Origin of the sequence: Streptomyces montanisoli (genome assembly GCF_017813245.1) — a bacterium.
In the GTDB taxonomy this organism is placed as follows: Bacteria; Actinomycetota; Actinomycetes; order Streptomycetales; family Streptomycetaceae; genus Streptomyces; species Streptomyces montanisoli.
Map to the genome: position 1 here is coordinate 1 of NZ_JAGIQL010000120.1, position 20,576 is coordinate 20,576.

Here is a 20,576-nt window from a genome sequence, read left to right on the forward strand (position 1 = left end):
GCCCGCTCGGGCTCCGACGCGTACGGGGCGCGGTGGCGCCAGGAGGTGCGGCGCCTGGAGGGCGCGCTGCCCGGCGGCGCGCGGGGGCGGCGCGGCGGCGCCACGGGAGCCACAGGAGCCACGGGAGCCACAGGAGATGACGCCGTGGCGGGCCTGGTGGCGGGCCTGGCGTTTCCCGAGCGGGTGGCGCGGGCGAAGGGGGACGGCGCGTTCCTCATGGTGTCGGGGACGGGCGCCGAGCTGGGCGACGGGTCGCGGCTGCGCGGGCAGGAGTGGCTGGCGGTCGCGGTCGCGGACCGTCCGGCCACGGCGTCGATGGCGCGGGTCCGGCTGGCCGCGGTCATCGACGAGGGCACCGCGCTGGACGTCGCCGGCGCCCTGCGCTCGACAGGGGACGAGGTGCGCTGGGAGGGCGGTGACGTGCTCGCCAGGGGCGTGGAGCGGCTCGGGGCCGTGGAGTTGACCGTCAGACCGCTCAGGGACCCGGCTCCCGCGCTGGTGCGCGAGGCCCTGCTCGACGGCGTGCGGCGGGAGGGGTTCGGCCTGCTGCACTGGACGCGTGAGGCGCGTCAGCTGCGGGACCGCCTGGCGTTCCTGCACCGCGCGGTGGGCGGCGGCTGGCCCGACGTGTCGGACGGTGCGCTGCGGGACCGGGCGGCCGAGTGGCTCGAACCCGAGCTGTCGCGGGCGCGGCGCCGCGCCGACCTGGAGCGGCTGGACGCGGGCCAGGCGCTGCGGCGGCTGCTGCCGTGGGCGTCGGGCGAGGCGGGGCGCCTCGACGAGCTGGCGCCCGAGCGGATCGAGGTGCCGAGCGGATCGCGGGTACGGGTGGAGTACGGCGGCGAGCAGCCGGTGCTCGCGGTGAAACTGCAGGAGCTGTTCGGGCTGAGGGAGACGCCGCGGGTCGCGGGCGTGCCGGTGCTGGTGCACCTGCTGTCCCCGGCGGGGCGCCCGGCGGCGGTCACGGCGGACCTGGCGTCGTTCTGGCGGGACGGCTACCGCGCGGTGCGCGCGGAACTGCGCGGCCGCTACCCGCGCCACCCATGGCCCGAGGACCCGTCGACGGCGGAAGCGACACGGCGGGTACGGCCCCGCGGCCGGTGAGGCGGGGCGCGGTACGCGCCGCGCGGACGCGGGCCCGGCGGGCGACGCCTCGCACGGCATGCCCCAGGCGCACGCATATCAGCCGCCCGGCACGGTCAGATGCCGCGCGGCACGGCTCGGTCGAGGTTTGTGCCCACCCGGCAGGGGCGCAGCCGGTGCCGCCGCCCCGCTCGGCGCGGGCGATGCACGCGCCGCCCCGTACAGCGGCCGTCGAGGTGACGCACCGCCCCCTTTGTCCGCGTGCCGCGTAGGCGCCCGACCTCATCGAGCGACGCTCATCGAGGGACGCCGGTGTGCACGTCCACGGCCGCCCCGGCCGGGTGGTCGGGGCGGCGGCGGGCGCTTCGCGTGCGGTCGGCGGGCTACTTCGCCGAGGTGGACGGGGACGCCGAGGCCCCGCCGGACGGTGCGTCCGAGGCCCCGCCGGACGGTGCGTCCGACGATCCGCCGGACGAGCCGCCGGAGGGCGGGTCGGTCGGCGTCGTCGGCGCGGCGACCTTCACCGGGACCGTCACGCTGCCGCCGCCCTCGGCCGTCAGCTTCACCTCGTACGTGCCGGCGTCCTTGCCCGCGACGAGCTTCGGGAGCGTCAGCGTGCCGTCGGCGGCGGTCGTCAGCTTCACCTCGTGTGGGCCGGGCTTGAGGTCCTTCGACGTGAAGGACGGCGCTCCGGCCGGCGCGGGCGCGCCCTTGTCCGTGAGGATCGTCGCCGTCACGGCGACCTTCCCCGCCGCGTCGCCGCCGCGGGTGGCCTTGACCGCGATGGGGTTGGCGAACTCGGCGCTGGGCGCGGCGCTCTGGTCGCCGTTCTTGCCGAGGTAGACGAGCGTGTCCGCGGTGCGGACCGTGACCGCCGCCTTGAAGTCGACGGCCGGGGCGGCGCCCGCGGTGGCCCGCACGGCGAAGTCGCCCAGCTTGTCGCCGGCCTTGACCGCCGGGGCGCCGGCCGTGCCGTCCTTGCCCGTGGTGGCGGTGGCCGTGGCCGCGCCGCCGTCGAAGCGCGCGTCGGTGTCGCCGGTGATCAGGAACGTGACCCTGACGCCGGCCATGGGCTTGCCCTTCGCGTCCAGCGCGCGGACCTCGGCGTGGCCGCCGAACTCGGTGCCGGCGATCGCGGACAGTCCGTCGCCCGCCTTCTTCTCCAGCTTCGCCAGCGTCTGCTTGTCGGGCGGCGTGGTGGAGCCGCCGTCCTTCGGGGGCGTGGACGGCTCGCTGGGCTTCGTCGAGTCGCCGGGGTCGGGCGAGGGCGACGCGGTGTGCCCGGACTTCGGAATGTCCTGCGACGGGGACGGTGACGGGTGGTGGCTCGGCGTGTGGGTGACGACGTGCGGGAGGGGCGGCACGGTCGTGACGGGGGACGTGGGGTCGAGGGACCCGGGCCCTGACCCGCTGGGCAGGACACCCGTGCCGTCGGGGACCTGGTGCGTGCCCTTCTTGTAGTACTCGAACCACGACAGGACGGTGTCGAGGTACTTCTGCGAGTGGTTGTAGCTCAGGATCGCGGCGTTCATGTCGGCCTGGACGGACATGTCCTGGTTGCCGGCGCAGAGCTTGGCGCCGGTGGCGAGGGCCGCGTCGTAGATGTTGTTGGGGTCCTTGACGCCGTCGTGGTTGCCGTCGCGCTGCCAGGTCCGCCACGTGCCGGGGATGAACTGCATCGGGCCGACGGCACGGTCGTGGACCTTGTCCTGGTCGTACAGACCGTTGTCGGTGTCCGGAATGTTCGCGAAGCCGTGCCCGTCGAGTTCGGGCCCGAGTATGGGGCGCAGTGTGGTGCCGCGGGAGTCGACCTCGCCGCCGCGCGCCTGCCCCGACTCGACCTTGCCGATGGCGGCGAGCAGTTGCCACGGCAGGCGGCACTGCGGGCTGGTCTCCCTGAGGCTCGCCTCCGCCTTCTTGTACGCGTCGAGGACCGTCGCCGGGATGCCCGACGCCGGGGAGCCGGTGGCGGTGGTGGAGGAATCAGGCTGCGGGATCGGCGAGTTGAGCGGCGGGAGATCCTTGTAGTACTGCGAGTCGCCGCTCGCGGTGTCGGGCGTACGGTCCTGGGCGTCGCCCGCGGGCTGCCGTCCGCCGCTGCCGCTCGGGCCGCCCGACAGCGCCGACGTGGCGCCGGGGGCCTGGGAGGCGGAGAGTGCCGCGATGGCGACGGCGGCGACGGCCGTGCTGGTCGCTCCTCTGCGCAGCCTGCGACCGAATAGCGCTGCCATGACGAATGACCCTCCCCCAGACCGGAGTCCGCGTTACCGCGCTTTGACTCAGGTGACCCTACGACACCGCGCGGCCGCAGCACAGCGCCCCCTGACCGCTTTTCACCACTTCGCCACCTGTGAGTTTCGGTCGCCCCACGGGATCGTCGCGGCCTCGCGCACAGGAAACGCAAAGGGTGGGTGGCGAGGCCGGCCGCCGGGGCCGGTCGCGCCACCCACCCTGCGGGGCGGGCGCCTTGGGTCAGTGCGCCGCGGACTCCCAGTCGGTGCCCGAGCCGACGGAGACGTCCAGCGGGGCCCGCAGCTGGGCCGCGGCCGACATCTCGCGGCGCAGCAGCTCCTCGACGCGGTCGCGCTCGCCGGGCGCGACCTCGAGCACGATCTCGTCGTGGACCTGGAGCAGCATGCGGGAGGTGAGCTCCGCCTCGGCCAGGGCGCTTTCCACCCGGAGCATCGCGATCTTGACGATGTCCGCGGCCGTGCCCTGGATCGGCGCGTTGAGCGCCATGCGCTCCGCGGCCTCGCGGCGCTGGCGGTTGTCGCTGTTGAGGTCGGGCAGGTAGCGGCGGCGGCCGAGCATCGTCTCGGTGTAGCCGGTGGCCCTCGCCTCCTCGACGGCGCGGCGCAGGTAGTCGCGCACGCCGCCGAACCGCTCGAAGTAGTTCTCCATCAGCACGCGCGCCTCGGCGGCCTCGATGCCCAGCTGCTGGGACAGGCCGAACGCGGAGAGGCCGTAGGCGAGGCCGTACGACATCGCCTTGATCTTGCGGCGCATCTCCGGGTCGACGGCCGGCTTGGAGACGGAGAAGACCTGGGAGGCGACCGTGGTGTGCAGGTCCTCGCCGGACGTGAACGCCTCGATGAGGCCGTCGTCCTCCGACAGGTGGGCCATCACGCGCAGTTCGATCTGGCTGTAGTCGGCCGTCATCAGCGACTCGTAGCCCTCGCCGACGACGAACCCGCGGCGGATGGCCCGCCCCTCGTCGGTACGGACGGGGATGTTCTGCAGGTTGGGGTCGGTGGAGGACAGCCGGCCCGTCGCCGCGACGGTCTGGTTGAACGTCGTGTGGATGCGGCCGTCCCCGCCGATGGTCTTGATCAGGCCCTCGACGGTGACCCGCAGCTTCGCCTGCTCCCGGTGGCGCAGCATGAGCACGGGCAGCTCGTGCTCGGTCTGCCCGGCGAGCCAGGCGAGCGCGTCGGCGTCGGTGGTGTAGCCCGTCTTGGTCTTCTTCGTCTTCGGCAGGCCGAGCTCGCCGAAGAGGACCTCCTGGAGCTGCTTGGGCGATCCCAGGTTGAACTCGCGCCCGACCGCCGCGTGCGCCTCCTTGACCGCCTGCTGCACGGCGCCCGCGAACTGCTGCTCCATGGCCTGGAGGTGCGCGCGGTCCGCGGCGATGCCGTGCCGTTCGAGGCGGGCAAGCATCGCGGACGTCGGCAGCTCGATCTCGTCGAGCAGGCGGGTCGCGCCGACCTCGGCGAGCCTCTCGGCGAACGCGTCCCCGAGGTCGAGCACCGCGCGGGCCTGCGCCATCAGCGCCTCCGCCTCGGCACGCTCGTCGGTGCCGAACGCGAGCTGGCCGTCGGCCGCGGCGGGCGGGGTGAGCTCTCGGCCGAGGTACTCCACGGCGAGCGAGTCGAGCGCGAAGGAGCGGCGGCCCGGCTTGACGAGGTAGGCGGCCAGCGCGGTGTCCATGCCGACGCCCTCGATCCGCCAGCCGTGCTCGGGCAGCACCCGCATCGCGTTCTTCGCGTTGTGCAGGACCTTGGGGCGGCCGGCGTCGGCGAGCCAGGCCGCGAACGCGCGCTCGTCGGCCTCGTCGAGCTGTGTGGTGTCGAACCAGGCGGCGGGGCCGTCCGCGGCGGCCAGCGCGATCTCGCTGATGTTGCCCGTACCGAGCGCCCACGTGTCGACCGTGGCGACGCCGAGCGGCACCGCGCCGTGCTCCGCGAGCCAGGGCGCCAGCTCGCCCGAGCCGAGCACCGAGCCGTCGAGCTCGACGCCCTGCGCGGGCGCGGGCGGCTCGGCCTCAGCCGCGCCGGGGTCGACGGCGAGCAGCCGCTCGCGCAGGCTCGGGTTGCGGATCTCCAGCGTCTCCAGCACGCCGGTCAGGGCGGAGCGGTCGTAGGGCTCGCGCGCGAGCCCGGTGACGGCCTTGGGCAGCGGCACGTCCTTGACCATCTCCGTCAGACGGCGGTTGAGCTTCACCGACTCCAGGTGGTCGCGGAAGTTCTGGCCGGCCTTGCCCTTGACCTCTTCGGCGCGCTCGACAAGGTCGGCGAACGACCCGAACTGGTTGATCCACTTCGCCGCGGTCTTCTCGCCCACGCCGGGGATGCCCGGCAGGTTGTCCGACGGGTCGCCCCGCAGGGCCGCGAAGTCGGGGTACTGGGCGGGCGTGAGGCCGTACTTCTCCTGCACCTTGGAGGGGGTGTAGCGGGTGAGCTCCGAGACGCCCTTGGTGGGGTAAAGCACCGTGGTGTGCTCGCTGACCAGCTGGAAGGAGTCCCGGTCGCCCGTGACGATCAGGACCTCGAACCCCTCGGCCTCCGCCTGCGTGACGAGCGTGGCGATGATGTCGTCCGCCTCGAACCCCTCGACCGCGAAACGCTCCGCGTGCATCGCGTCGAGCAACTCGCCGATGAGTTCGACCTGTCCCTTAAACTCGTCCGGTGTCGTCGAGCGGTTGGCCTTGTACTCGGGGAACTCCCCGGAACGCCACGTCTTGCGCGACACGTCGAAGGCCACCGCGAAGTGCGTGGGCGCCTCGTCGCGCAGCGTGTTGGCCAGCATCGACGCGAAGCCGTAGATGGCGTTCGTCGGCTGGCCCGAGGCGGTCGTGAAATTCTCCGCGGGCAGCGCGAAGAACGCCCGGTACGCCAGGGAGTGCCCGTCCATGAGGAGCAGGCGAGGACGGTCTTGCGCGGTCTTCTTCGATGCTGTCTCAGCCACGGCTCCGATCCTGCCACGCCCCACTGACAATCCCGACCGCCGGCCGCCCGGGCAGCCGCCGCGGGCGGTGGGGCGCCTCACATCCGTGCCGAGATCACCGCCGCATCAGGTCACGGACACATAGGATTGAATACTGTAGACAATCGACTTCCGGGAACCGCTCCGGAACGGGCCCCCAGCGGGACCCGGCAGGAAGAGAGACCACGCATGGCCAGCAAGCCCCCGGCCGACGACCCCGCCCAGGACGCCCCGAGGACCGCCCCGCCCCAGCACGCGGCCGCGGGCATCCCCGCCGTACGCCACAGCCTCACCATCGCGCAACGGCAGATGGGCGCCGCGCGCACCGCACGCACCCTACTCAAGGTCAACCAGAAGAACGGCTTCGACTGCCCCGGCTGCGCCTGGCCCGAAGGCGAACACCGGCACATCGCCGAGTTCTGCGAGAACGGCGCCAAAGCCGTCGCCGAAGAAGCCACCCTCCGCCGGGTCACCCCCGCGTTCTTCGCCGCCCACCCGCTGTCCGACCTCGCCACCCGCAGCGGCTACTGGCTCGGCCAGCAAGGACGCATCACCCAGCCCGTCCTCCTCGAACGCGGCGACACCCCCGGAGGCGACGGCCACTACCACCCCGTCACCTGGGAAAAGGCCTTCGAGATCATCGCCGAGGAACTGCGCGCCCTCGACTCCCCCGACGAAGCCCTCTTCTACACCTCGGGCCGCACCGCCAACGAGACCGCCTTCCTCCTCCAGCTCTTCGCCCGCGAATTCGGCACCAACAACCTCCCCGACTGCTCCAACATGTGCCACGAATCCTCCGGCACCGCACTCGCCGAAACCATCGGCATCGGCAAGGGCAGCGTCTCCCTGGAGGACATCCACCACGCCGACCTGATCATCGTCGCCGGCCAGAACCCCGGCACCAACCACCCCCGCATGCTCTCCGCACTGGAGAAGGCGAAAGCCGCGGGAGCGAAGATCATCTCCGTCAACCCGCTGCCCGAAGCCGGACTCGAACGGTTCAAGAACCCCCAGACGGCGCGCAGCGCGCTCAAAGGCACCGCACTCACCGACCTCTTCCTCCAAATCAGGATCGGCGGCGACCAGGCACTCTTCCGGCTCCTGAACAAACTCATCCTCGACACCCCGGGCGCCGTCGACCAGGCCTTCATCGACGAACACACCCACGGCTACGACGCCTTCGCCAAAGCCGCCGGCGAAGCCGACTGGGACGAAACCCTCACCGCCACCGGCCTCACCCGCGAAGACATCGAAGAAGCCCACCGGATGGTCCTCGCCTCCCGGCGCACCATCGTCTGCTGGGCCATGGGCCTCACCCAGCACAAGCACTCCGTGCCCACCATCAGGGAAGTCGTCAACTTCCTCCTGCTGCGCGGCAACATCGGCCGCCCCGGCGCGGGCGTATGCCCCGTACGCGGCCACTCCAACGTCCAGGGCGACCGCACCATGGGCATCTTCGAACGGCCCGCACCCGAATTCCTCGACGCACTCGACCGCGAATTCGCCATCACCTCACCACGCCACCACGGCCACGACGTCGTACGGTCCATCGAAGCCATGCGCGACGGCGACGCCAAAGTCCTCTTCGCCATGGGCGGCAACTTCGTCGCCGCGACCCCCGACACCCACGTGACCGAAGCGGCCATCCGCACCACCCGCCTCACCGTCCACGTCTCCACCAAACTCAACCGCTCCCACGCCGTCACCGGCGCACGCGCCCTCATCCTCCCCACCCTCGGCCGCACCGACCGCGACGAACAGGCGAGCGGCAAGCAGATCGTCACCGTCGAGGACTCCATGGGCATGGTCCACGCCTCCCGCGGCAACCTGCCCCCCGCATCCACCCACCTGCTCTCCGAACCCGCCATCGTCGCCCGCATGGCACGCGCCGTCCTCGGCACCACCTCCCGCACACCCTGGGAGGACTTCGAAAAGGACTACGCCACCATCCGCGACCGCATCGCACGCGTCGTCCCCGGATTCGAGAACTACAACGCGCGCGTGGCACGCCCCGGCGGATTCGCCCTCCCCCACGCCCCCCGCGACGAACGCCGCTTCCCCACCACCACGGGCAAGGCCAACTTCACCGACGCACCCGTCGAACACCCACGCGTACCCGCCGGCCGGCTACTGCTCCAGACCCTGCGCTCCCACGACCAGTACAACACCACCATCTACGGCCTCGACGACCGCTACCGCGGCATCCACGACGGTCGCCGCGTCGTCCTCGTCAACCCCCAGGACGCACGCGAACTCGGCCTCGCAGACGGCTCCCTCACCGACATCGTCAGCGAATGGAAGGACGGCGTCGACCGACGCGCACCCGGCTTCCGCGTCGTCCACTACCCCACCGCACGCGGCTGCGCCGCCGCCTACTACCCCGAGACCAACGTCCTCGTCCCCCTCGGCGCCACCGCCGACGCCAGCAACACCCCCGCCAGCAAATCCGTCATCGTGCGCTTCGAACCGGCGGACGGGGCCCCGGAGGTCCCCGTGCCCCCGGCCGCCACGCCTGACCAGTAACTTCCGATAATCACGACAGCAGGCACACACGCACAGGACACGCACGCACAGGAACGGAGCGGACCCATGGCCGACACACACGAGCGGGACCGACCCGGCACAGGGGCCGGCCCCACAGGCCCCAAGCTCCCGCAGGACATCATCGACGAATACGCGGCCAGCGGCATCGACCTCGCCGCACTCTTCTCCGCCGGCCACCTCGGCACCCGCATGGGCATCGAGATCACCGAAGCATCCGCCGACCGCGTCACCGGCACCATGCCTGTCGAAGGCAACACCCAGCCCTACGGACTGCTGCATGGCGGCGCGTCCGCCGTACTCGCCGAAACCCTCGGCTCCGTCGGAGCCATGCTGCACGGCCGCAGCAGCAAGATCGCCGTCGGCGTCGACCTCAACTGCACACACCACAGAGGCCTCTCCGCGGGCACCGTCACCGGCGTCGCCACCCCCGTGCACCGCGGCCGCTCCACCACCACCCACGAGATCGTCATCAGCGACGAACAAGGACGGCGCGTCTGCACCGCCCGCCTCACCTGCCTCCTGCGGGACGCCCCGGCGGCGCCCAAGAACACCGGCCCCGGCGCGTGACCCACCGGGCTTGGCGCGCATCCGCGCGCCAAGCCCGCCCCGCCACTTCCTACTTCGCCTTCTTCTCCTCGGCGTCCTGAATGACCGCCTCGGCCACCTGCTGCATCGACAACCTGCGATCCATCGACGTCTTCTGAATCCACCGGAACGCCGCCGGCTCCGTCAGCCCGTACTGCGTCTGCAGCACCGACTTCGCCCGGTCCACCAGCTTCCGCGTCTCCAGCCGCTGCGTCAGGTCCACGACCTCACGCTCCAGCGCACGCAACTGCGCGAACCGCGACACCGCCATCTCGATCGCCGGCACCACGTCCGACTTGCTGAACGGCTTCACCAGATACGCCATCGCCCCGGCGTCCCGCGCCCGCTCCACCAGATCACGCTGCGAGAACGCCGTCAGCATCAGCACCGGCGCGATCGACTCGGCGGCGATGCGCTCGGCCGCCGAGATCCCGTCGAGCACCGGCATCTTCACATCGAGGATCACGAGATCCGGCCGATGCTCCCGCGCCAGCTCCACGGCCCGCTCCCCGTCCCCGGCCTCACCGACGACGGAATACCCCTCCTCTTCGAGCATCTCCTTGAGATCGAGACGAATCAGCGCCTCGTCCTCGGCGATGACGACACGCGTCGTCATCGGCGGAACGTGCGACGTGTCGTCGTCCTCGACGGGCTGTGGCGAGTCGGGGGTGGTCACGGGGCTCCTCGATTCACGGCGGGGTGCTGCTCACCATGAGCCTACCGATCTGCGATAAGGTGAGTTTCGGCGGGGCACCGCAGCCCCTCTGATTCCAAGGCCCCAGTACTCCAATCGGTCAGAGAGGCCGCTCTCAAACAGCGGACAGTGTGGGTTCGAGTCCCACCTGGGGCACTTTTCCTTCTTTTCGAAGGTTACCCCTCGAATTCGACAGATCACGCGATCGGGCGATTCTCCTGTCGGTCGGCTTTCCCGGTATCACGGGCACTTCACTATCGGCCACATGTACGACGCCAGCACGCGCAGCCGCGCCCTGTCCTTGGCCCGGCAGGGCCTGAGCCTCAACGCCGTCAGCAAGCAGACCGGCGTCTCGCGATCCGCCCTCCGCTCCTGGCTCGCCAGTCCGGAGCCAAAGCCCCGCCTGTCTGCGCAGACACGGCCATGCTTCCGCTGCGCGGCGCTCCCCGCCTCGCCGCCCGACGTCGCCGCCTATGCGTACCTTCTCGGTCTCTACCTGGGCGACGGCTGCATCAGCCCCCAGAGACGCAAGGGGTACAACTTACGCATCTTCTGCGCCGACGCCTGGCCCGGTCTGATCGCGCTGTGCACCGCCGCCGTCAGTGCCGTACGGCCGGAGAACGGCGTCTGGGTCACTCAGAAGCAGGGCTGCGTGGAGGTGGGCAGCTACGACCGGCACTGGCCCTGCCTGTTCCCGCAGCACGGACCCGGCAAGAAGCACGAGCGGCCGATCGTCCTCGAACGGTGGCAGCAGGACATCGTGACCGCCCATCCCTGGGCATTCTTGCGCGGGTTGGTGCACTCCGACGGCTGCCGCATCACCAACTGGACAACACGCGTGGTCGCCGGGGTCCGGAAGCGGTACGAGTATCCGCGGTACCTCTTCACCAACCGATCCACCGACGTTCTGCGCCTCTACACCGAGACCCTCGACCTGGTCGGCGTGGAGTGGAAGTCCTGCCACAGGAATCGCGGCGTGCAGAACATATCCGTGGCCCGGCGGGCGTCCGTCGCGTTGATGGACGTCCATATCGGCCCGAAGCACTGAGCGAGCGCGGCTCGCTACCGCTTCGGACTGTCGTCCTCGCCGATGTGGTGGACCCGGACCATGTTCGTCGTGCCGGGGACGCCGGGCGGGGAGCCGGCCGTGATGACGACCGTGTCGCCCTTCTGGCAGCGGCCCAGGCGCAGGAGCATCTCGTCCACCTGCTCGACCATCGCGTCGGTCGAGTCGACGTGCGGGCCGAGGAAGGTTTCGACGCCCCAGACCATGTTGAGCTGGGCCTGTGTGGCGGGGTCGGGTGTGAAGGCCAGCAGTGGGATGGGCGAGCGGTAGCGGGAGAGGCGCTTGACCGTGTCGCCTGATTCGGTGAAGGCGACGAGGGCCTTCGCGCCGAGGAAGTCGCCCATTTCGGCGGCCGCGCGGGCGACCGCGCCGCCCTGGGTGCGGGGTTTGCTGCTTGCCGTCAGGGGCGGCAGGCCCTTGGCGAGTACGTCCTCCTCTGCCGCTTCGACGATGCGTGCCATGGTGCGGACGGTCTCGACGGGGTGTTTGCCGACGCTGGTCTCGCCGGAGAGCATGACGGCGTCGGTGCCGTCGATGACGGCGTTGGCGACGTCGGAGGCTTCGGCGCGGGTGGGGCGGGAGTTGTCGATCATCGAGTCGAGCATCTGGGTGGCGACGATGACGGGTTTGGCGTTGCGCTTGGCGAGTTTGATGGTGCGCTTTTGGACGATGGGGACGTCTTCGAGGGGCATTTCGACGCCGAGGTCGCCGCGGGCGACCATCACGCCGTCGAAGGCGGCGACGATGTCCTCGATGCTGTCGACGGCCTGGGGTTTCTCGACCTTGGCGATGACGGGGCGGTGTACGCCTTCTTCGGTCATGATCCGGTGGACGGGGTCGATGTCGTGGCCGCTTCGCACGAAGGAGAGGGCGATGGCGTCGACGCCGGTGCGCAGTGCCCAGCGGAGGTCTTCGACGTCCTTGCCGGAGAGGGCGGGGACGGAGACGGCGACGCCGGGGAGGTTGAGTCCCTTGTGGTCGGAGATCATGCCGCCTTCGACGACGGTGGTGTGGACGCGTGGTCCGTCGACGGAGTTGACGCGGAGGGTGACCTTGCCGTCGTCGACGAGGATGTGTTCACCGGTGGTGACGTCGGCGGCGAGCCCGGCGTAGGTGGTGGAGCAGGTGTGGCGGTCGCCGTGGTGGGGTTCGACGGTGATGGTGAAGGTGTCTCCGCGTTCAAGCAGTACGGGGCCTTCGGTGAAGCGGCCGAGTCGGATCTTCGGGCCTTGAAGGTCGGCGAGGATCCCGACGCTGCGGCCGGCTTCTTCGGCGGCCTTGCGTACGCGCTGGTAGCGGTCGTCGTGTTCGGCGTAGGTGCCGTGGCTGAGGTTGAGGCGCGCGATGTCCATGCCGGCTTCGACCAGTGCTTTGATCTGGTCGTACGAGTCGGTCGCGGGGCCCAGGGTGCAGACGATTTTCGCTCGGCGCATGCAACCGAGCGTAGTCCTTACCGATCGGTAGAAGGTTGGCCTGGCCTTGCGGGTCAACATCCTTTGGGTGAAAGCCTGTTGCCAAGTGTTGAAGTGTGCGGCGGACCGCTCCGATGAGCGCGTTCGGGGCCCTTTTCGTCACTCTCTGTTGACGGAGGCGGGCCGTCCGTTCAGGCGGGTTCGACGAGGGGGACGAGTCCGCGCGGCGGGGGCGCTGTCGCGTGCCGGTCCTGGCCGGGGAGGCCGAAGGTGGTGAAGGCGGTCCTGGACGGCTGCGGGTAGGGGGTGGTGCCGGTGAGGTGGTTGAGGATGGTGGCGCTGCGCCAGGCGGCGAGGCCGAGGTCGGGGGTGCCGACGCCGTGGGTGTGGAGCTGGGCGTTCTGCACGTAGACGGATCCGCTGATGGCGGGGTCGAGGACGATCCTGTGGTGTTCGTCGATGCGGGGGCGTTCGCGTGAGTCGCGGCGGATGTAGGCGTCGAGGCCGGCGAGGAGGCGGTCGGCGGGGCGTTGCCGGTAGCCGGTGGCGAGGACGACGGCGTCGGTGGTGAGGCGTGAGCGGGTGTTCTGCTGGGTGTGTTCGAGGTGGAGTTCGATCTGGGTGGTGGCGACGCGTCCCGCGGTGCGGACGTTGACGCCGGGGGTGAGGACGGCTTCGGGCCAGCCGCCCTGGAGGGTGCGGCGGTAGAGCTCGTCGTGGATGGCGGCGAGTGTGTCCTGGTCGATGCCCTTGTGGAGTTGCCACTGGCGCGGGACGAGGTCGTTCCTGGTGTGTTCGGGGAGTTGGTGGAAGTAGTGGGTGTAGTCGGGGGTGAAGTGTTCGAGGCCGAGTTTGGAGTACTCCATGGGGGCGAAGCCGGGGGTGCGGGTGAGCCAGTGGAGGTGTTCGGCGCCTGTGGGGCGGGCGCGGAGGAGGTCGAGGAAGATCTCGGCGCCTGATTGTCCTGAGCCGATGATGGTGATGTGCCGGGCGCGCAGGAGTTGTTCGCGGTGGTGGAGGTAGTCGGAGGAGTGGATGACGGGGACGGTGGGGATGTCGGCGAGTGTTTTGAGTGGTTCGGGTACGTGGGGGGCGGTGCCGATGCCGAGGGCGATGTTGCGGGTGTAGGTGCGGCCGAGTGCTTCGGCTTCGCCGTCGGCGTCGAGTCCGGTGAAGTCGACTTCGAAGAGGGCTCGTTCGTGGTTCCAGCGGACGGCGTCGACCTGGTGGCCGAAGTGGAGTGTGGGCAGGGAGGCGCTGACCCATCGGCAGTAGGCGTCGTATTCGGTGCGGTGGATGTGGAAGCGTTCGGAGAAGTAGAAGGGGTAGAGGCGGTCGATGGCGCGGAGGTAGGAGAGGAAGGACCAGGGGCTCGCGGGCTGGGCGAGGGTGACGAGGTCGGCGAGGAAGGGGACTTGGAGTGTGGCGCCGTCGATGAGGAGCCCGGGGTGCCAGCTGAAGCCGGGGTTCTGTTCGTAGAAGGCTGCTTCGATGCCGCCGGGGATGCCGTCGGCGAGTGCGGCGAGGGAGAGGTTGAAGGGTCCGATGCCGATGCCGACGAGGTCTTTGGGGGGTTCGGCCGCGGGTGTGGCGGGGGTGCCTGCGGTGTGCGGCGGGGTGGGCGTGCCGGTCATCGGGGTGTGCTGCCTTCCACGAGGGTGTCTGCGAGTGTCTCCACTCGGGTGAGGAGTGCGGCGAGGTCGTCGGGGGTGGTGTGGGGGTTGAGCAGGGTGGTTTTGAGCCAGAGGCGGCCGTCCGCGCGGGCTCTGCCGAGGACTGCGGTGCCTTCGGTGAGGAGGGTGCGGCGGATGGTGGCGACGGTGGTGTCGCTGGCGCCGGTGGGGCGGAAGAGGACGGTGGTGAGGGTGGGGTGTTCGTGGAGTTCGAGTCGGGGGTGTTTGTCGATGGCCTCGGCCAGTTCCTCCGCGGTGTCGCAGAGGTGGTCGACGAGGGTGCCGAGTCCGCTGCGGCCGAGGGCGCGGAGTGTGACGGCGATCTTGATGATGTCGGGGCGCCTGGTGGTGCGCAGGGAGCGGCCGAGGAGGTCGGGCAGCCCGGCGTCGGTGTCGTCGTCGGCGTTGAGGTAGTCGGCGGTGTGGGCGAGGGGGGCGAGCATCTCGGTGCCGGGTACGGCGAGCAGGCCGGCGGCGACGGGTTGCCAGCCGAGTTTGTGCAGGTCGAGGGTGACGGATTGGGCGCGGTCGAGTCCGTCGAGCAGGGGGGCGCGGCGGTCGCTGAACAGGAGGGGGCCGCCGTAGGCGGCGTCGACGTGGAGTTCGGCGCCGTGGCGTTCGCAGAGGTCGGCGATGGCGGGGAGCGGGTCGATGGCGCCGGTGTCGGTGGTGCCCGCGGTGGCTGCGACGAGGACGGGGCCGCGCAGTGTGCTGAGGGCATCGTCGAGGGCTGCGGGGTCGAGGGTGCCGCGGGGTGCGGGGACGGTGACGGGTTCGGGGAGGCCGAGGAGCCAGGCGGCGCGGGTGAGGGAGTGGTGGGTGTTTGCGCCGGTGACGACCTGGAGGCGGCCGCCCGCGGGTGCGTGGCGTTCGCGGGCGAGGAGGAGTGCGAGCTGGTTGGATTCGGTGCCGCCGGTGGTGACGACGGCGTCGGGCGTGGCGTCTGGCGGGGTGCCCGGGTAGACCTCGAGGGCGAGTGCGTGGGTGACGAGGGCTTCGAGTTCCGCGGCGGCGGGTGCCTGGTCCCAGGAGTCGAGTGACTGGTTGAGGGCGGAGGCGGCGAGGTCGGCGGCGACGGCCAGGGCGAGGGGCGGGGTGTGCAGGTGGGCGGCGCACAAAGGGTGTGCGGGGTCGGCTGCGCCGGCGGCGAGTGCCTGGACGAGGGTGGTGAGGGCTTCGCCCGCGCCCGCGCCTTCGCCGGGCAGTACGGGGGTGGCGGCGGCGCGTACCCGGGCGGCGGTGGCGTCGGGGCCGCCTGCGGGCAGTGGCCTGCCCTGGCGTTCCGCGGTGCCCGCGGCGAGTGCGTCGAGGACGGTGGCGACGAGGGGCCGCAGCGCGTCGGGGCCGTGGCTGCCGCCCGCGAGCGGCGGCAGGCCGGTGCCGGGGGTCGGGGGGTGCGGCGGCGTGGTCATCCTGGCCCTTCTGCGTGGACGGAGTCACCGTGTCCAACGATCGGCACCCGGATGGGGTATTGCCCTGGCGGGTTTTGTACGTCTCCGAGGGCCGGCGCGGACGGTGCCTGATGCGGGTGGTGACGCGCGCCACGGCGGGGGCGTGCGTCACCACCGGCGGTGTGTGTCGGGGTGCGTGCGGTACTCGGAGCCGTACGGCGGTGAAGGTGGTCAGGCGGTGTGCGCGTTGCGGACGTGGAGGGCGCGGCGGAGGTCGTCGAGTTGGTCGGCGAGTTTGCGGCGCAGTGCGGGGATCATGTCGGCGGTGTCGAGGCATGCGGTGCCGAGGCGGAGTGTGGTCTCGTCGACGGCGTGGCCGGGGAAGGCGTGGCGTCCCGCGGCTTCGGCGATGGCGGGGCCCCTGCGGTGGGCGAGGTCGACGGCGGCGGGGAAGTAGCGTTCGACGAACGGGGCGACGAGGTCGGCCTGTTCGGGTTGCCAGAAGCCCTGGGCGACGGCGGTGAACACGTAGTTGGAGAGGTCGTCCTGTTCGAACAGGCGGGCCCACGCGGCTTCCTTGGCCTCGGCCTGGGGCAATGCGGCGCGACAGCGTGCGGCGCCTTCCTGTCCTGTGGCGCTGGGGTCGCGGGCGAGTTCGGCTGCGATGTCCTTCTCGTGTGCGGCGCCGAGGACGGTGAGGCGGGTGAGGGTGCGCCAGCGCAGTTCGGGGTCGAGTTCGGGTCCGCCGGGTACGTGTCCGCTGGTGTACCAGTCGTGGATGCCGTCGGGTTGGGTGGCGGTGTCGATGAAGTGGCGTACGGCGGTGAGGCGCAGGCCGGGGTCGGTGCCGTCCTCGGTGCGGCGGATGAGGTCGCGGCAGAGGGCGGCGATGGTGGCGAGGGCGGCGGGGCGCTGCTCGTGGCTGGTGTAGCGGCCGGCGATCTGGCCGGTGGCGAAGGCGAGGACGCCCTGGACGACGGCGAGGTCGCTCTCGTGCGGGAGGTGGGTGCGGGCGGCTTCGAGGTAGGCGGCGGGGGCGAGTTCGCCGTCGCGGACCATGTCGCGTGCGGCGTTCCACACGACGGCGCGGGTGAGGGGTTCGGGGATGGTGGACAGGGCGCGCAGTGCGGTGTCCCAGGAGGCGGCGTCGAGGCGGATCTTGGTGTAGGAGAGGTCGGCGTCGTTGAGGACGGTGAGTGCGGGGCGGCGGCCGGGGAGTGTGGTGGGTGCCGCGTCGCCGTCGGCGGGTACGTCGAGTTCGACGCGGTCGCGTGCGACGAGGCGTTCGGTGCCGGCGATGTCGTGGTCGTAGGTGGCGACGGCGATGTGGTGGGGGCGGCTGCCGCGGTGGGTGACGGTGAGTGTCCAGTCGGTGGAGGTGGTGGTGACGGCCGGGGTGAGGGTGTCGACGCCGGTGGTGCGCAGCCAGGCGTCGGCCCAGGCGTGCACGTCGCGGTCGGTGGCGCGTGCGAGGTTGTCGACGAAGTCGGCGAGGGTGGCGTTGGCGTACTTGTGGCGGGTGATGTGGTGGTTGACGCCGGCGAGGAAGTCCTTCTCGCCGAGCCAGGCGACGAGTTGGCGCAGCGCTGAGGCGCCCTTGGCGTAGGAGATGCCGTCGAAGTTGAGCATGGCGGACGCGGTGTCGGGGACGGCGTCGTGTGCGGGGGCGACGGGGTGGGTGGTGGGCCGCTGGTCGGCGTCGTAGCCCCAGGGTTTGCGGCCGATGGCGAAGTCGGTCCAGGTACCGCGGAAGCGGGTGGCTTCGGCGAGGGTCTGGTAGCCCATGTACTCGGCGAAGGACTCGTTGAGCCAGATGTCGTCCCACCAGGCGAGGGTGACGAGGTCGCCGAACCACATGTGCGCCATTTCGTGGGCGATGACCATGCCGCGGGTCTGGCGTTCGGTGTCGGTGACGGCGGAGCGGTAGATGAACTCGTCGCGGAAGGTGACGAGTCCGGGGTTCTCCATGGCGCCGGCGTTGAACTCGGGGACGAACGCCTGGTCGTAGGAGTCGAAGGGGTAGGGCTCGTCGAACTTCTCGTGGTAGCGGTCGAAGCAGGCGAGGGTGATGTCGAGGATCTCGTCGGCGTCCTCGGCGAGGTGGGGGGCGAGGGAGCGCCGGCAGTGGATGCCGAAGGGGATGCCGGCGTGTTCGGTGCGTACGGAGTGCCAGGGACCGATGGCGACGGCGACGAGGTAGGTGGAGACGAGGGGGGTCGGGGCGAGGGTCCAGTGGCCTTCGCCTGTGTGGGTGGCGACGCCGTTGCCGAGGACGGTCCACGCCTCGGGTGCGGTGACGGACACCTCGAAGACGGCCTTGAGGTCGGGCTGGTCGAAGGCGGCGAAGACGCGCTGGACGTCCTCCATGAACAGCTGGGTGTAGAGGTAGGTCTCGCCGTCGGTGGGGTCGGTGAAGCGGTGCATGCCTTCGCCGGTGCGTGAGTAGCGCATGTCCGCGTCGACGCGCAGTTCGTGTTCGCCGGGGGTGAGGCCGGTGAGCGGGTACCGGTTCTCCGTGAGGGCCGCGGGGTCGAGTCGCTCGCCGTCGAGGGTGATGGCGCGCAGGGTGGCGGGCTTGAGCTCGACGAAGGTGTCCCCGGCGGTGTGCGCGGTGAAGTGGATGACCGTGCGGGAGTCGAAGGTCTCGCTGCCGGTGGTGACGTCGAGGGCGACGGTGTACCGGTGTACGTCGATCAGTTGTGCTCGGGTTCGCGCTTCGTCGCGCGTCAGTACGGACATGGGGACATGCTGCCCGATGGGCGTGGGCGCGCGCAGTGGGGTCGGTCGCACTGGTGCGCGGGGCTCGCTGCGCGCGCCCCGCCGCGGGGCGTAGGGCCGGGGCGGGTGGCGCGGGGCGAGGCCGGGTGGCGCGGGCCGCCGTACAGTGGAGGCGATCGGGCCGGTGCGCGGGAGGCCGGTCCTGGCGGGCCCGGGACGGGTGTAGGGGGTACGGGCGTGGCGAACGGCGGCGAGGTCGTACACGGTTTTCCGCATCTGGACACCGCGCGTGCGGCCATCACGGCGCTCTACCGGCGGCTCACGCCCGACGGTGTGCGGTCGTACGCGCCGAGCGTGGCGCCCGCGGACGTCGCCTTCGCCGACGCGGACGATCTCCATCTGGGCACGCAGCGGGTGGCGAGGGCGCTGGTGCGGCAGCTGCGGCTGCCGGACGCGCGCATCATCGTGAGTTTCCGGGAGATGCGGCACGCGGCGAACGTGGAGCTGACGGCGGGGCCCGAGTACTTCATCGAGCTGAACGACCGGTTCCGCAGCCACCGCAGGGACATCGGGGCGGCGCTGGCGCACGAGATCACGCATGTGCTGCTGCACCGTCTTGACCTGACGTTCCCCGGCACGGCCGCCAACGAGATCCTGACGGACACGGCGACGACGTACCTGGGCGCGGGGTGGCTGCTGCTCGACGCCTACCGGGAGGACCGGGACTCCAGCCAGAAGCTCGGCTACCTGACGCCCGAGGAGTTCGGGTACGTGCTGGCGAAGCGTGCGGCGGTGTTCGGCGAGGACCCGCGCGTCTGGTTCACGAGCCCGCAGGGGTACGAGGCGTACACGCGGGGCAGCGCGCGTGCGCTGCGCGACGAGCGGCAGCCCCCGCTGACGACGGCGGGCCGGCTGGGCAGGCACCGCTACGTCAAGGAGCGCAGGTACGCGCTCGACCATCCCGGCGTCCTCGCGGACCCGGCGGCGCCGTACATGTTCGAGGCGCTGCGTGACGGGCCGCGGGTGGCGTTCGCGTGTCCCACATGCCACCAGCGCATCCGGGTACCGGTGCGGGGGCGGGTCAGGGCGCGGTGCGGTCTGTGCCGCACGGTGCTGGAGTGCGACACCTAGGCATCTGAGGATCCTGGGACGGCAACAGAGACGGCGGCATGCACGAGGAACTGTTCGCGGCGGTGTACGCGGGCGCGGACGACGCCCTGGTGCGGCTGGTGCGCGCGGGGGCGGCGGATGTGGCGGGCGCGGTGGACGGCGACGGGCAGAGCGTCCTGTACGCGGCGGCGGTGAGCGACCGGCCGGGGGCGGTCAGGCTGCTGCTGGCCGCGGGCGCCGATCCGCGGCGGGCGTGCGGCCCCGACGGCGGTGACCTGCCGCTGTGCGGGGCGGCGAGCGGCGGGCACACGGAGGTCGTCAGGGCGCTGCTCGCGGCGGGCGCCGAGCCGGACGCGCGGGAGGCGTACGGGTTCACGGCCGTGGCGTGGGCGGCGGTGCAGGGGTTCGCCGGGACGCTGGGGGCGCTGCTGGAGGGCGGCGCCGATCCGGATCTGCCGGGGCCGGGCGGGGAGCGTCCGCTGGTGCTCGCGGCGCGGCGCGGGTCGGTCGCGGCGGTGCGGGTGCTGCTGCGGCACGGCGCGGGCGTGCGGGATCCGGGCGGGCGGGAGGCGGCGCTGGCGGAGGCGCGGCACTGGCTGGGCCGTGACGTGGAGCACGAGCTGCGGAAGGGGCTGCTCACGGCGTACGGCGCGGGTTTCGAGGCGGTGGTGCGGCGGTCGGTGGTGGACGGCGCGGAGACGGTCGCGGTGGAGCTGGTGCGGGACGGGGTGGTGGTCGCGGGACGTGCGGCGGGGACGGGGCACGCGGCGGTGGCGACGGTGCTCGAACGCGAGCTCGGCGTGCCTGTCGGCTACGAGGAGCTGGCGCGGCGTGCGCTGAGCTGCGGGGATCCGGCGCGGGACGACTGGCGTGAGGCGGTGCGCGCGATGGTGGCGCTGCCGGCTGAGGAAACGTTTCAGGTGGCGGCGGTGTGGTGCGGCGCGGCCGACGCGTCGCGGCGGACGCTCGGATTGGACGTGGTGGCGGAGCTGGATCCCGCGGCCGTGTCGCCGCGTGCTCTCGCGGTGGTGCGGGAGGTGGCGGCGGGGCTGCCGCCCGGGGGCGGGAGCGCGCGGGTGGCGGCCGCGGTGGTGCGGG

General features: G+C 71.7%; 13 protein-coding genes and 1 tRNA gene. 7 read left to right on the plus strand and 7 right to left on the minus strand.

Features of this window, described 5'->3' with window-relative positions:
• Positions 1 to 1,104, plus strand: a 1,104-nt coding sequence (locus tag JFN87_RS23940; RefSeq protein WP_282961657.1) for an ATP-dependent helicase C-terminal domain-containing protein, incomplete at its 5' end; no start/stop codon positions are given.
• Positions 1,105 to 1,466: 362 nt separating this feature from the next.
• Here JFN87_RS23940 and JFN87_RS23945 read toward each other — a convergent pair.
• A complete protein-coding gene (locus JFN87_RS23945) occupies positions 1,467 to 3,314 on the minus strand; it encodes a lytic transglycosylase domain-containing protein (RefSeq protein ID WP_209343094.1) in 1,848 nt (615 codons plus the stop codon).
• Between the two features lie 241 nt (positions 3,315 to 3,555).
• Positions 3,556 to 6,267, minus strand: coding sequence for a DNA polymerase I (gene polA, locus JFN87_RS23950; RefSeq protein WP_209343095.1), 2,712 nt, complete (start codon positions 6,265 to 6,267; stop codon positions 3,556 to 3,558).
• 207 nt (positions 6,268 to 6,474) lie between these two features.
• Here polA and JFN87_RS23955 point away from each other — a divergent pair, with 207 nt between their 5' ends.
• Positions 6,475 to 8,808: an FdhF/YdeP family oxidoreductase gene (locus tag JFN87_RS23955; RefSeq protein WP_209343096.1), complete on the plus strand. Its 2,334-nt coding sequence runs from the start codon at positions 6,475 to 6,477 to the stop codon at positions 8,806 to 8,808.
• Positions 8,809 to 8,874: 66 nt separating this feature from the next.
• On the plus strand, positions 8,875 to 9,396 hold the full coding sequence (locus JFN87_RS23960; RefSeq protein WP_209343097.1) for a hotdog fold thioesterase: 522 nt from the start codon (positions 8,875 to 8,877) through the stop codon (positions 9,394 to 9,396).
• A 49-nt stretch (positions 9,397 to 9,445) separates the two neighbouring features.
• Here the strand turns inward: JFN87_RS23960 and JFN87_RS23965 are convergent, their stop codons facing one another.
• Positions 9,446 to 10,090, minus strand: a complete 645-nt coding sequence (locus tag JFN87_RS23965; protein WP_030909234.1) for an ANTAR domain-containing response regulator — start codon at positions 10,088 to 10,090, stop codon at positions 9,446 to 9,448.
• 99 nt (positions 10,091 to 10,189) lie between these two features.
• Here JFN87_RS23965 and JFN87_RS23970 point away from each other — a divergent pair.
• Positions 10,190 to 10,264 (plus strand) — tRNA-Leu (locus JFN87_RS23970).
• Between the two features lie 109 nt (positions 10,265 to 10,373).
• Positions 10,374 to 11,156, plus strand: a complete 783-nt coding sequence (locus JFN87_RS23975; protein WP_209343098.1) for a transcriptional regulator — start codon at positions 10,374 to 10,376, stop codon at positions 11,154 to 11,156.
• Between the two features lie 14 nt (positions 11,157 to 11,170).
• Here JFN87_RS23975 and pyk read toward each other — a convergent pair whose 3' ends face one another.
• The 4 genes from pyk to pepN form a co-directional block, all read right to left on the minus strand.
• The gene (gene pyk / locus JFN87_RS23980) at positions 11,171 to 12,607 is read right to left on the minus strand and encodes a pyruvate kinase (protein WP_209343100.1); all 1,437 of its coding nucleotides are present in this window, start codon (positions 12,605 to 12,607) and stop codon (positions 11,171 to 11,173) included.
• A 170-nt stretch (positions 12,608 to 12,777) separates the two neighbouring features.
• Positions 12,778 to 14,220: a lysine N(6)-hydroxylase/L-ornithine N(5)-oxygenase family protein gene (locus JFN87_RS23985; protein ID WP_209343102.1), complete on the minus strand. Its 1,443-nt coding sequence runs from the start codon at positions 14,218 to 14,220 to the stop codon at positions 12,778 to 12,780.
• Complete coding sequence (locus JFN87_RS23990) at positions 14,217 to 15,671, minus strand: pyridoxal phosphate-dependent decarboxylase family protein (protein WP_209343105.1); 1,455 nt, start codon at positions 15,669 to 15,671, stop codon at positions 14,217 to 14,219. Before JFN87_RS23990 ends, JFN87_RS23985 begins: the two co-directional genes overlap by 4 nt.
• 210 nt (positions 15,672 to 15,881) lie before the next feature.
• Entirely contained in the window at positions 15,882 to 18,389 is a 2,508-nt protein-coding gene (gene pepN / locus JFN87_RS23995) for an aminopeptidase N (protein ID WP_209343107.1), read from the minus strand.
• A 216-nt stretch (positions 18,390 to 18,605) separates the two neighbouring features.
• Between pepN and JFN87_RS24000 the strand changes: the two genes are divergently transcribed.
• On the plus strand, positions 18,606 to 19,499 hold the full coding sequence (locus JFN87_RS24000; protein ID WP_209343109.1) for a hypothetical protein: 894 nt from the start codon (positions 18,606 to 18,608) through the stop codon (positions 19,497 to 19,499).
• Positions 19,500 to 19,537: 38 nt separating this feature from the next.
• Positions 19,538 to 20,576 (plus strand): ankyrin repeat domain-containing protein (locus tag JFN87_RS24005; RefSeq protein ID WP_209343111.1); only part of this gene is annotated, 1,039 nt, incomplete at its 3' end.

Bases quoted from the DNA above. Each gene is read 5' to 3' on its own strand.
- JFN87_RS23945 (WP_209343094.1), bottom strand. From the start codon at position 3,314: ATGGCAGCGCTATTCGGTCGCAGGCTGCGCAGAGGAGCGACCAGCACG.
- JFN87_RS23990 (WP_209343105.1), bottom strand. From the start codon at position 15,671: ATGACCACGCCGCCGCACCCCCCGACCCCCGGCACCGGCCTGCCGCCG.
- JFN87_RS23985 (WP_209343102.1), bottom strand. From the start codon at position 14,220: ATGACCGGCACGCCCACCCCGCCGCACACCGCAGGCACCCCCGCCACA.
- JFN87_RS23955 (WP_209343096.1), top strand. From the start codon at position 6,475: ATGGCCAGCAAGCCCCCGGCCGACGACCCCGCCCAGGACGCCCCGAGG.
- pyk (WP_209343100.1), bottom strand. From the start codon at position 12,607: ATGCGCCGAGCGAAAATCGTCTGCACCCTGGGCCCCGCGACCGACTCG.
- JFN87_RS23975 (WP_209343098.1), top strand. From the start codon at position 10,374: ATGTACGACGCCAGCACGCGCAGCCGCGCCCTGTCCTTGGCCCGGCAG.
- JFN87_RS23960 (WP_209343097.1), top strand. From the start codon at position 8,875: ATGGCCGACACACACGAGCGGGACCGACCCGGCACAGGGGCCGGCCCC.
- pepN (WP_209343107.1), bottom strand. From the start codon at position 18,389: ATGTCCGTACTGACGCGCGACGAAGCGCGAACCCGAGCACAACTGATC.